An 11,867-nucleotide genomic window follows, 5' to 3' on the forward strand; every position below is an offset into this window, starting at 1 on the left:
GGCAAGCACGTTCGGTCATTGTTTGAGACGAGTATGCTCTGTGAAACGGTCTTGAATTTGAGCCAATAGCAGGAACTGGACCTATGGCTGCAGTTGGCGGATAAAGCCGACATGACGACCCTACCGATCGATGAAGTCCTGCCCGAATTGATATCGGCACTGAAATCCCGCGGTCGCGCCGTTTTGCAGGCCCCGCCCGGTGCTGGTAAAACTACGCGTGTGCCGCTTGCTATGCTTCAGGCTGACCTTTGCCAGGGCAGGATTGTCATGCTTGAACCGCGCCGCCTGGCCGCCCGAGCCGCTGCCGAGCGTATGGCAGAAACACTTGGGGAACCCATGGGTAAAACCGTCGGCTACAGGGTACGCGGTGAGTCAAAAGTTTCCAAGGGAACACGTATCGAAGTTGTTACCGAGGGCATTCTGACCCGAATGCTGCAATCTAACCCTGATTTACCCGGAGTAGGCGCTGTAATCTTCGACGAATTTCACGAGCGATCCCTGAATGCTGATTTGGGGCTGGCTCTTTGCCTCGAAGTTGCAGGCGCTTTGCGCGAAGATTTGATGCTGCTGGTAATGTCGGCAACATTGGACACTGAACCAGTTGGGCAATTGATGAACGCACCGCTGGTGAAATCCGAAGGCCGCAGCTTTCCAGTAGATATTCGTTGGTTAAACCACCCTCTGGGCGTAGGCGCACGGCGGTTGGAAGCGTTTACAGATCTGATCGTTCAAGCGGAGCGTAATACGCGCGCGACCGGTGGTAGTATTTTGGCCTTCTTACCGGGCGAAAGGGAAATACGGCAAGCTGAAGCAGCGTTGAGCAGTCAATTGCCAGCTCAGTGCGATGTCTTCCCGCTTTTTGGTGCGATGCCGTTCGCGGACCAACGCAAGGCGATTTCCCCTTCGATAAATGGAAGAAAAGTAGTTTTGGCGACCTCGATTGCTGAAACCTCGTTAACCATTCCTGATGTTCGTGTCGTGGTCGACATGGGCCAGGCGCGTCGATCCCGGTTCAATCCCGGCTCTGGCATGTCGCGGCTGGTCACAGAAAGGGTCACAAGGGCCGAAGCAACGCAACGCGCGGGACGTGCGGGACGGGTAGCCTCGGGCATTTGCTATAGACTATGGTCGAAAGGAGAAGAAGGCGCTTTGGCTGCCTTTCCCCCCGCCGAAATCGAAGCAACCGATCTAACTGGACTGGTTCTTGAATTGTCACTCTGGGGAGCCGAACCAAGTGAGCTTTCATTTCTGACGCGACCACCAGAAGGAGCAATGGCCGAGTCTCGTTCACTGCTCACGATGTTGGGTGCTTTGGATGGTAAGGGACGGATAACGGATCATGGCCGTGCTTTGGCGGCATTTCCGCTTCATCCGCGTTTGGGTCATATGCTGGTGCAAGCAGGTACCCAAGCTGCACAGTTAGCGGCCCTGTTGGCCGAAAGGGACCCGCTCAAAGGTGCTCCAGCAGACCTTTTGTTGCGTCTCGAGGCCTTGCGCAATCGGCAAACTTATCAACAAAACCGGCCCTGGCCTTCGAACAAAGTCGTTTTGGATCGAATAAAGGCAGAAACCAGACGCCTTGAAGCCCATTCTGGAAAGGGCACCAAAAAATTGTCCCCGGCAGCTATGGCAGCTATGGCCTACCCTGATCGTATCGGGCAAAGGCGCAAAGGCGACATGCCAAGATATATCCTGTCCGGTGGCAAGGGAGCCGTGTTGGACGCAAGCGACCCGTTGGCGTCTGCTCCGTTTATTCTGGCAGTCGATACAGACGGAAACCCACGGGAAGCCAAAATTCGCATGGCCGTCGGAATTTCTGAAGGTGAGATCAGGGACTTGTTTGCGGATCAAATTGAGTGGACGAACAGTTGTGAATGGTCAAAACGAGAGCGTCGCGTCATTGCCCGTCAAAAAGAACGGTTTGGCGCAACAACTTTGGAAGACCTTATTTGGAAAGATGTACCACCAGAAATCGTCGCAAAAGCGATGCTCGATGGTGTCCGTGACCTTGGGTTGAGGTTTAACGACGCAGCGGCACGGTTGGCTGCACGCGTCGAACTGGTACGCGCCGATGGTGTGGACTTACCTGACTTTTCCCTCGAAGGGCTAATGGCCTCACTTGAAGATTGGCTTTTACCCATGCTGTCCGGAGTGAGGAACGCTGACGACTGGAAGCGGTTCGACCTTTTGCCAGCGCTCAGGTCGCGCCTGGACTGGAGTCAAACTCAGGAGCTTGACCGACGCGCTCCGGGTTCCTTTGAAACGCCATTGGGACGGAAGGTGCCGATAGATTACGGCAGCGAGACACCTGAGATCGCGGTTCGCCTGCAAGAAGTCTTTGGAGTTACTAAGCATCCGATCGTAGGCGGGACACCTTTAAAGATCACTTTGTTATCGCCTGCGCAAAGGCCGATCCAGATCACCCGTGACTTGCCGGGGTTTTGGACAGGATCTTATGCGGAAGTCCGGAAAGACATGCGTGCCCAGTATCCAAAACACCCCTGGCCCGAAGATCCGACGCAAGCGGATCCGACACTGCGTGCTAAAGCACGTAAGAACTAAATGAACATGTTCGCCAACCCGTTAATAAATTTTTTCGAATTTCCAAATAATAATAAGAATTTACAATCAATGCGAAATAATCGTTGAGAACCCGGCCTTAAACGCCTATTTATCGACGACTGGCCACGACGCTTTCGTCGAAGAAGGGATCAAAATGTCTAAATGGCTGCGAAATCTATGGAAAAAGGTTGCTAGACCGTTTTCCCTGCGCCCCCGAAAGGTGCAGTTCGCAGCCCTGTGCACGCGAACCACAAATAATCAGCCCGAGGTTTTGCTTATTACAAGCAGAGACACCGGTCGTTGGGTAATACCCAAAGGTTGGCCGATTGATGGGTTGGATGGGGCTGGTACCGCGCAACAGGAAGCTTGGGAAGAGGCTGGAGTGTGCGCTAAGACAGTTGATCCCGATCCAATTGGTCAATTCACTTATGACAAAGTCCTCAACGACGGCACTTCTCAGCCAATTCTGACCAGCGTCTACCACATCAGTGTGGATAAGCTGTCGGACAAATTCCCCGAGATGGCTCAAAGGAAACGCGCCTGGGTATCACCAAAGATTGCCGCCGAACGTGTGCGGGAACCGGAACTGCGCGACCTTTTGCTGAGTGTCTGAGCTTATATTCTGTCCGTCAGCTCAAGGTGCGAAACGCAATGGTGTTGCCATCGGCCGATGGGGATTTTTTGACAAGCTATTGGATGCGATGTGAGCACCGGGTGCGAAGTCGCTTTCGAGTGTGAATTCAAACAACCGGATCATCTCGCACAACTTGATCCGGGTTCATCGGTTCGCAGTTTCCTTTCTTAATTAGATCAGCGACACGCTGGCAAATCGGCGTTGAGACTCCGACCTTTTCCCCAAGGCGAATTACCTCTCCTTGCAAGCTGTCGATTTCTGTTGAACGTGAAGCCGTGAAATCATACGCCATCGAAGTTCGCGCGGTTGGATCGATTGTCAACATGCGCGCAGCTATGCGGGAAAAAACCGGGGTCGGAAGACGAAGAATGTAAGGCGTGACCCAAACTGGCAATGGTGTTGTCGAAGCCGCCTTGATTCCTGAGGCTTTAAGTACTGTAAGTGCTTCGACCATTTGATCCGCCAACAAGCGTCGCCACTGACGGCTCAATAGCTGCTCCCGAAGCGTTAGGCCGGATAAAGCGTTCAGTGCGTTGTTGAGATTGATCAGAAGCTTACCCCATTGAACAGCTTCTATGTCGTTGCTTTCAATAATTTGCTGCAATTCACTGCCAAGCCACTTGCTTAACTCGCCCGGACCGCTTTGGATCATGACCTCGCCAGAGGAGGCGCGATGGTATGTGGCTGGGTCGACTGGTACAACGTTAAAAGGCACCATACCAGCCCGAACATCATGATCAGGCAGCTCACGTCTTAAAATGCGGCTGCTTTCCATACCATTCTGCCACGAAAGTATTGGTGCATGATCAGCCACGTTTTGTGCGATCAGCGAAGCCATTTCCGCAGTCGCGCCAGTTTTTACCGTCACAATAACGATTTCTGCGCTCTGCAAACAAACGGCGTCTTCAGTTAGTGTCAAATCCTTAGGTGAAATGTGACGATACTGACCTGAATAATCAGTGACTGTCAGGCCGTGTTGCCGAATAGGGTCAAGAACTCTGGCACGACCCAATAGAGCGACTTCGTGCCCAACTTCAGCCAGCAATCCACCGCAATAACACCCGATGCTGCCCGCGCCGGCGATGACAATCTTCATGGCGACACTCCCGTTGGTTTGGAGGGTCGCCAAAATTGGTCAGTCGGGCAAGCCGGTTTTCGAAATCACCTTTAGCGTGCTCGTCGCGGTTTGGTGCGCTCGAGTTCCTCTGTGATCGGAATAAATTCCTGATCATCACCCGGCGGAAGCTGAAAGGCTCCTGCTGCCCAATCGGCCTTTTTCCATTCCCGCGTTGCCGTTTCGATTTTTTCCTTTGAAGAAGAAACGAAGTTCCACCAGATATATCGGTCCTCATTCATAGTTGCCCCGCCTAACAGCATTAACCGCGCCCCGGCCGGTCCGGCTTTGACCGACAGGCGATCCCCGGGGCGGAATACCATCATGCGACCGGACTCAAAAATATCTCCGGCGATCTCCACCGACCCTTCGGTGACGTAAACTCCGCGATCTTCATGATCATCCGGCAAAGGAAAAGATGCGCCCGGCTCCATCTGAACATCAAGATAAAATGTCTCTGACATCATGGTCACTGGGCTGGTTTCGCCATAAGCCGATCCAAGGATCAACCGCGCGCTGACACCTGCATCCTGAATGTTGGGCAAAGCGCCTTGTTTGTGGTGTTCAAAATCAGGGGCCATGTCTTCGTGCGCGTCGGGCAACGCAATCCAAGTCTGAATGCCAAAAAGACTGTGACGCTGACCGCGCGTTTCATCACTGGTGCGTTCTGAATGTGTGACCCCGCGACCCGCGACCATCCAATTGACTTCACCTGGGTAGATCATCTGATGAGTGCCAAGGCTGTCGCGATGCTCGAACTCTCCGTTGTAAAGATAGGTTACCGTACCCAGCCCAATATGCGGGTGCGGGCGCACGTCAATGCCACCTTCGGTTATGAATTCGGCGGGACCCATCTGATCAAAAAAGATGAATGGACCAACTAATTGACGATCAACCGATGGTAACGCTCGCCGCACCTCGAACCCGCCCAAATCACGTGCGCGCGGGATAATCAGTGTTTCAAGCGCCGAACTGTCGTTTACACATTCCGGGTTGTGGGTCGGGTTCCAACTCATACCTTTTCTCCCTTGGTCTGAGCCGCGCAGTATTTGGCTCAATGTTCGCTGTTCGAGGATATATGTCACTCTTAACACTTGAAAAGTGCGTCAATGCACAGATTGGGTGCAACACATGACGGCGTTAGTGAAGTCAAAGAGGCTTGATCGAAGTTCCTTGTTTCCTTTATCCCGGCTTAGGTCTTCTATTTGGGCCAAAGCTGAGGGAAAAATGGACCTGAAATCCTGTCTCCTTCGCGGTAACCAGCGGCTTCAAACTGTTTACGCTCATCCTTGGCCCAGTCCCCGCGGTATCGAATGACACCATCCGGCGCAGTCATTCTTAAGGTGTAGCGACGTACCGTTTCGGTAGGCGTGGTGGAAGAAAGACCACCGTGAAGCGTTCGCATATCGAAAAATATGCAATCCCCCAGCTCCATATCCCATTGCAGCAAATTATATGCGTCTGGATTACCGTTAATATCCGGTGGCGCGTAATAGGTTTTACCAGCGACTTCGGTTTGTTCGTAACTTGGATGCCCATCCGCGAACCGGACCCGCATAAAAAGCTTGTCCCACAAATGTGATCCCTGCACGAATGCAATCCCGTTTTCCTTCGTTACAGGTTCCAACGGTAACCAAAGGACACACATCGTGCCCTCGAAGTCAAAATAAGACAAATCCTGATGAAATGGTGGGCGCGACGTTGATCCGGCCTCTCGCAGAAACCAATTGTCCATAACAAGGTTTACAGATTCAGCCTTAAGCAATTCAGCCGCAATTGCCGCACAAGGAGAATTCCGGACAAATTTTTCAAACTGCGAAAACTTGTTCCAAGCCCAGTAGTCCTCAAAATATGCGGGAGCAGAAGGGTCCTTTGTGTGACGTGTAAAATTTTCGGTTGGTGTTTTCAGGTCAGCGTCTATGCCTTCGCGTAGCAAAGAAAGCCAGTCTGCAGAAAATTTCGACCGTAAAACGACGGCCCCGTCTCTTTGAAAGGCTGCAACTTCCTCGGGTGAGACAAGATTAGCTGTATTCAATTCAAGACCTTTCCAATCACGTTTTACAAAGCCGAGGTTTGCATCCCCTCTTGCGGGGGGTCAAAGACTTTCGAAAATGTAAGCCGAAGCCAGACTTCCACGCGGCCAAACGATTGCGCAATTCTCTGCCGGTGATGCTCGGAATTGGTTTCGGGCGTGCTATGTTTAGAACATGATGACGGCGGCTCGTGCCAACCCGAGCTCAAATTTTGCGAATTGCAGGAGACCTATTGATGACTGATACGCCTTTCACACGTCGTTCTTTCATGGTCACCGGTGGTGCCGTGCTGACAGCCGGAGCATCTTCGTTTTTTGTTCCTGCTAGGGCAAACAGTCTTGCCCCGACGCCATCAATGCGCGGCGGATCCAATAATTACCGGCCCGGTGCCCCCATTGTGGATCGCATAGGAGGCGGAGGATTTTGGATGACTGGTACCGTACGCCGCGCAGGAGATGGGGCCCCGCTACCAGGGCAACGCATTCAAATTTGGGCCCACACGACGGAAGGTCATGAGCGAGATCCACATAGTCATGGCGCGACGCTAACTGACGCCAAGGGTGAGTTTCGTCTAGAGATGCCGCAAATTGTCCCCGCGTTTGGCCAACCTCATGGACACCTTGCCTATGACAGTGGTGAGTTTGAGACTGTTTTCCTGCGGCCGATCATGCCCAGCGCCAAGGACAAATCCCTGATTGCCCATTTCGTCCTGCAACCCTTCTGACTTCAACGGATAATCAGAGATGCGACGCATGCGCGTGATCATAACATGGTCGGCGTTGGTAATAGTAGCAATTCTGCCAATTGCTGCCGCTGCGAATAGTCCGCTGCTAGCTTGGAGACAACCAATCTATATCACGGCCGGATTTGCCGGGGTCGTTGGGATGGTCCTGCTGCTTTTTCAGCCCTTACTGGCCAGCAGTAAATTGCCAGGTCTTTCGCCGAAGCGCAGCCGAACCACGCACAAATGGGTTGGAGTGGCTCTGGTACTGGCAGTCGTTATCCATGTTACAGGGCTGTGGATCACAAGCCCACCAGATGTAATCGACGCGCTGCTGTTCGTATCCCCAACTCCGTTCTCAGCTTGGGGCGTTATTGCGATGTGGGCGATATTCGCGGCTGGCACGCTTGCATTGGCGCGTCGGCGTTTGCGCATACGTTTCAAAACGTGGCGTTTGGCTCATACATTTCTGGCATCTGTAACCGTGGTTGGAGGCATTGTTCACGCCATGTTGATCGAGGGAACGATGGAGATTATGACCAAAACTGTGCTTTGCATATTGGTCCTAGTGGCCAGCGTAAAAACACTCGCTGATCTGCGTGTTTGGATGATCTGGTCGCGTTGAGGGAAGTGATCCTCTTCAAACGCCAAGACACCACCGCATTACCGCCTTTTGCGCATGCAGTCGGTTTTCAGCCTCGTCAAATATGACCGAGTTGGGCCCGTCCATCACCTCGGACGTCACTTCTTCTTCGCGGTGCGCAGGCAGGCAATGCATGAACAGGGCATCAGATTTGGCATGGGACATGAGATCCGCGTTAACCTGATATGGCCTTAGCAGATTGTGCCGCCGTTCCTTTGCAGACTGAGAATCATGCATCGAAACCCAAGTGTCCGCGACGACAAGATCTGCGCCTTCAACGGCTTTATAGGGATCGCGCTCAATCACGATTTTTGATCCCTTTTGCCGTGCAAATCCCATGAAGTCCTCTTCGGGGTCAAACTGAGCCGGTCCGGTGAAGGTAAGGTCAAAACCGAATTGGCCAGCAGCGTGTAGGAAAGAGGCACATACATTGTTACCGTCCCCGGTCCAAACAACTTTCTTTCCCGCGATCGGACCTCGATGCTCTTCAAAGGTCAAAACATCTGCCATTATCTGGCAAGGATGGGTTCGGTCCGTCAGCCCGTTGATAACTGGCACATCCGCGTATTCCGCCATTTCCGTAAGAATGGATTCGTCAAATGTTCGGATCATGATCATGTCAACATAGCGCGACAAGACCCGGGCAGTGTCGGCAATGTTTTCTCCATGACCCAACTGCATGTCCTTGCCCGACAACATCATTGTCTGACCGCCCATCTGACGAACACCGACGTCGAAGGAAACGCGGGTCCGTGTCGAAGGCTTTTCGAATATTAACGCCACCATGCGGTCCTTTAGCGGCTGATCGTCATCAAGTGCCGCCTTCGGCCGTCCCAGACGAGCCTGTTTCATTGTGCTTGCCTGATTGATCATTGACCGCAAATCCGCTGCATCGGTCTTGTGAATATCTAGGAAGTGATTCATTTCGTTTCGCTTTTTACTGTTGGCGGACGGCAATAATCCGATCTCACATTTTAGTTTAGAAAGGAAAAAGATCAGGCCGTGGCCAGGCTGGATTCGATCTGCTTGGCTGCTTTTTCAAGGCGTATCATCGCTTGCACAATGTCGTCTTCGGTCAAGGTCAGTGGCGGCAAGAGGCGGATCACGTTATCAGCTGCAGGCACCGTAATTACCTCATTGTCGTATCCTGCGTTGACCACATCAAGATTGTTAGGCTTGCATTTCAAACCCAGCATCAGGCCAGAGCCGCGCACTTCTTCGAACACATCTGGATGATCGGCAATAAGGCCTTCCAGTTTTTGCCGCAGCAGCCCTGATTTGCGGTTGACGCCATCCAAAAACGCCGGAGTGGCAACCTGATCGATTACCGCACAGCCCACAGCACAACCTAACGGATTGCCACCATAGGTCGATCCATGCGTTCCGGCAGTCATACCGCTGGCCGCGTCTTCGGTGGCCAATACCGCGCCCAAGGGAAACCCGCCACCAATTCCCTTTGCGATCATCATGATGTCCGGCGTGACACCTGCCCATTCATGGGCAAAAAGTTTGCCTGTACGACCGACGCCGCATTGGACCTCATCAAGGATCAACAGCAAACCGTTGTCGTCACAAATCTGGCGCAGAGCTTTGAGTTCTCTATCGGGAACAGGACGGACTCCGCCTTCACCTTGAATCGGCTCGATCATAATAGCCGCAGTTTTTTCCGTAATTGCGTTTGTGACACCGTCCAAGTCGCCGAAAGCGATATGAACAAAACCAGGCAGCAGCGGGCCGAAGCCCTTGGTCATTTTCTCTGAACCGGCTGCAGCTATCCCGGCCGAGGACCGACCGTGGAACGAACCATCGAACGTGATAATCTCGACACGTTCAGTTTGGCCTTTGTCATAGAAAAACTTTCGAGCCATCTTGACGGCCAGCTCGCAAGATTCCGTACCCGAATTGGTGAAAAACACTGTATCGGCGAATGTGTGTTCTACCAACTTGTCTGCCAGCATCTTTTGCTGGGGGATATGATACAGATTCGATACATGCCAAAGAGCATGCGCCTGTTCTGTCAAAGCATTCACCAAGGCAGGATGGGCATGGCCCAGCGCGTTGACGGCAATGCCGGCGCCGAGATCCAGAAAACGTCGGCCATCTGCCTCGGTCAGCCAAGCGCCCTCGCCCTTCACGAATGTTAGAGGCGCACGATTGTAAGTAGGCAGAACGGACGGGATCATCGGATCATCCTTTCGGGTAAGATAAGCCTTTTGAGTGAAACACAAAGGCCGGGTTCGTCAACAGATTTGGTTGGGAATGTGCCATATTCTGATGGCACACAAAGATCAAACGGGCCGATTAAGCAACAAAGCGTCGGCGTCGAAGGAGCAGGATATTTGCGTGTTTGATCATGACGCGCCGTATAGCGAGAACAGATCACTGTGAAAACCCCGAAAATTACGTTGATCGAAATTCGATCAGCAAGGTGACATTCCCTCTTGCCATTTTCCACAGGCTAACGCACCGGATACCTCATGTTTGTAACTAAGCCGCAAAACCCACCCTTAGCAGCTTTGCTGATTCTCGCTGCAAGTGCATTTATTGCGGGAACGACGCTTTTAGCAAAGGCGCTCGGCACTGACGCTCTGGGTCCGGCTTTGCATCCATTTCAAATTAGCCACGGGCGTTTTTTGTTTGCGTTTTTCGTAATTGTAACTGCAGTTGCTTTATTGCGGCCAGAATTGCGCCGCCCGCATTGGGGTCTGCATATCGGACGAACGAGTTTTGGTTGGGTAGGGATTACCTTGATGTTCGCATCGGTCGCATTCATCCCAATCGCGGACGCCACCGCAATTTCATTTCTGAACCCGATTTTCGCTATGGTTCTCGCCATTCCGTTGCTCAAAGAAGGTGTCGGCCCTTGGCGATGGCTGGCAGCCGCCGTCGCGCTTTCCGGCGCACTAATTCTGCTGCGACCAACACCTGACAGTTTTCAGCCAGCCGCTCTGCTGGCTCTGGCAGCAGCTGCTGTTATCGGAATGGAATTAATTTTCATCAAAAAGCTTTCGGGGCGCGAAATTCCGATCCAGATATTGTTAATTAACAACGCGATGGGGCTGACAATCGCCACGGTCGCGGTGAGTTTCGTATTTCAGATGCCGACAACTGCACAATGGATTGCGTTGGCGGGAATTGGATTCTTGATGGCTTGCGCTCAGGCTTGTTTCGTCAACGGGATGGCGCGGGCGGATGCATCTTTTGTAGCACCTATCAGCTATGCGACTCTGATTTTTGCAGCTTTTTATGATTTCACAGTCTTCGGTGTGATTCCCGACCCGGTTACTCTGGTTGGGTCCGCCATCATCATGACAGGAGCTTTCATACTCGTCTGGCGCGAGGCAAGATTGCGTCAGGCCTTGAGCCGGTAACCAGTGCGAAGCATCTGCCAGGTGATTCCACACACCAAAAACGTTGCAAAAATGCAGATAGCGGTTCCCAGGTATGGTGAACTGTCAGACACGCCGATCATTCCATATCGAAGCCCGTCGATCAGATAAAACACAGGATTCACGTGGCTAATTCTGTTCAAAACGGGTGGTAGAGCCTGTACCGAATAGAACGTCCCAGACAGGAAAGCCAATGGAGTTACAATGAAATTGGTTATGGCCGCCATCTGGTCGAACTTGTTCGCGAATATTCCGGCAAAAAGCCCAAGCGCTCCCATGAAAGCGCCGCCAAGGATAACAAATACAAAGGAAAAAAGCGGGTTCTGAGGGACAAGGCCCAAAACGACAGCCAAGGCGACCGCAACGATAAGGGCGATCATAACACCACGTGCAATGGCTCCGGCCAGATATCCCAAAAGAATCTCGAGTGGCGATAGGGGTGGCATCAACGTGTCGACGATATTGCCCTGCACCTTGGCAATGACCATCGACGACGAAGTGTTTGCGAAAGCGTTCTGGATCACCGTCATCATCATTATTCCCGGTGCCAGAAAAATAAGAAAGGGCACTCCCATCACATCGGGCCTACCGGGACCTATAGCTATTGTGAAGACGAGTAGAAACAAACCAGCAGTGACCAATGGCGCCAGAAGCGTCTGGGTCCAAACCACGAGAAATCGCAGGGTTTCCCGTTTAGCTAGCGTGGAAAGCCCCATCCAGTTAACTCTACCAAAACTGCGCGGAGTTTGTTTTGCAGGAATCTGCATTATC

11 protein-coding genes are annotated in these 11,867 nt (G+C 52.4%); 5 read left to right on the top strand and 6 right to left on the bottom strand.

The genetic code is table 11. The features are described from left to right. The first annotated feature begins 111 nt into the window (after positions 1-111). Entirely contained in the window at positions 112-2,562 is a 2,451-nt protein-coding gene (gene hrpB / locus AC2FNE_RS02180) for an ATP-dependent helicase HrpB (RefSeq protein WP_496804685.1), read from the top strand. A 154-nt stretch (positions 2,563-2,716) separates the two neighbouring features. Next, a complete protein-coding gene (locus AC2FNE_RS02185) occupies positions 2,717-3,175 on the top strand; it encodes an NUDIX hydrolase (RefSeq protein ID WP_170604788.1) in 459 nt (152 codons plus the stop codon). Positions 3,176-3,302: 127 nt separating this feature from the next. Here the strand turns inward: AC2FNE_RS02185 and AC2FNE_RS02190 are convergent, their stop codons facing one another. The 3 genes from AC2FNE_RS02190 to AC2FNE_RS02200 form a co-directional block, all read right to left on the bottom strand. Next, positions 3,303-4,292: a 2-dehydropantoate 2-reductase gene (locus AC2FNE_RS02190; protein WP_170604786.1), complete on the bottom strand. Its 990-nt coding sequence runs from the start codon at positions 4,290-4,292 to the stop codon at positions 3,303-3,305. A gap of 71 nt (positions 4,293-4,363) precedes the next feature. Beyond that, positions 4,364-5,326, bottom strand: coding sequence for a pirin family protein (locus AC2FNE_RS02195; RefSeq protein ID WP_496804686.1), 963 nt, complete (start codon positions 5,324-5,326; stop codon positions 4,364-4,366). 185 nt (positions 5,327-5,511) lie between these two features. Next, a complete protein-coding gene (locus AC2FNE_RS02200) occupies positions 5,512-6,345 on the bottom strand; it encodes a phytanoyl-CoA dioxygenase family protein (RefSeq protein ID WP_170604783.1) in 834 nt (277 codons plus the stop codon). Between the two features lie 233 nt (positions 6,346-6,578). Here AC2FNE_RS02200 and AC2FNE_RS02205 point away from each other — a divergent pair, with 233 nt between their 5' ends. Together AC2FNE_RS02205 and AC2FNE_RS02210 are read left to right on the top strand one after the other, a co-directional pair. Further along, positions 6,579-7,067: a peptidase associated/transthyretin-like domain-containing protein gene (locus AC2FNE_RS02205; RefSeq protein WP_170604781.1), complete on the top strand. Its 489-nt coding sequence runs from the start codon at positions 6,579-6,581 to the stop codon at positions 7,065-7,067. Between the two features lie 19 nt (positions 7,068-7,086). Next, the gene (locus tag AC2FNE_RS02210) at positions 7,087-7,689 is read left to right on the top strand and encodes a ferric reductase-like transmembrane domain-containing protein (protein ID WP_170604779.1); all 603 of its coding nucleotides are present in this window, start codon (positions 7,087-7,089) and stop codon (positions 7,687-7,689) included. A 15-nt stretch (positions 7,690-7,704) separates the two neighbouring features. Here the strand turns inward: AC2FNE_RS02210 and argF are convergent, their stop codons facing one another. Together argF and AC2FNE_RS02220 are read right to left on the bottom strand one after the other, a co-directional pair. Beyond that, complete coding sequence (argF, locus tag AC2FNE_RS02215) at positions 7,705-8,631, bottom strand: ornithine carbamoyltransferase (protein ID WP_170473511.1); 927 nt, start codon at positions 8,629-8,631, stop codon at positions 7,705-7,707. A gap of 71 nt (positions 8,632-8,702) precedes the next feature. Further along, positions 8,703-9,890, bottom strand: coding sequence for an aspartate aminotransferase family protein (locus AC2FNE_RS02220; protein WP_496804687.1), 1,188 nt, complete (start codon positions 9,888-9,890; stop codon positions 8,703-8,705). Positions 9,891-10,184: 294 nt separating this feature from the next. Between AC2FNE_RS02220 and AC2FNE_RS02225 the strand changes: the two genes are divergently transcribed. Next, positions 10,185-11,078 (top strand): DMT family transporter, encoded by an 894-nt coding sequence (locus AC2FNE_RS02225; protein ID WP_170604774.1) that lies wholly within the window; start codon positions 10,185-10,187, stop codon positions 11,076-11,078. Here AC2FNE_RS02225 and AC2FNE_RS02230 read toward each other — a convergent pair. Further along, entirely contained in the window at positions 11,060-11,863 is an 804-nt protein-coding gene (locus AC2FNE_RS02230) for an ABC transporter permease (RefSeq protein WP_496804688.1), read from the bottom strand. The genes AC2FNE_RS02225 and AC2FNE_RS02230 overlap by 19 nt on opposite strands. Between the last annotated feature and the right edge of the window lie 4 nt (positions 11,864-11,867).

Source organism: Ruegeria sp. YKSD179 (assembly GCF_059612885.1).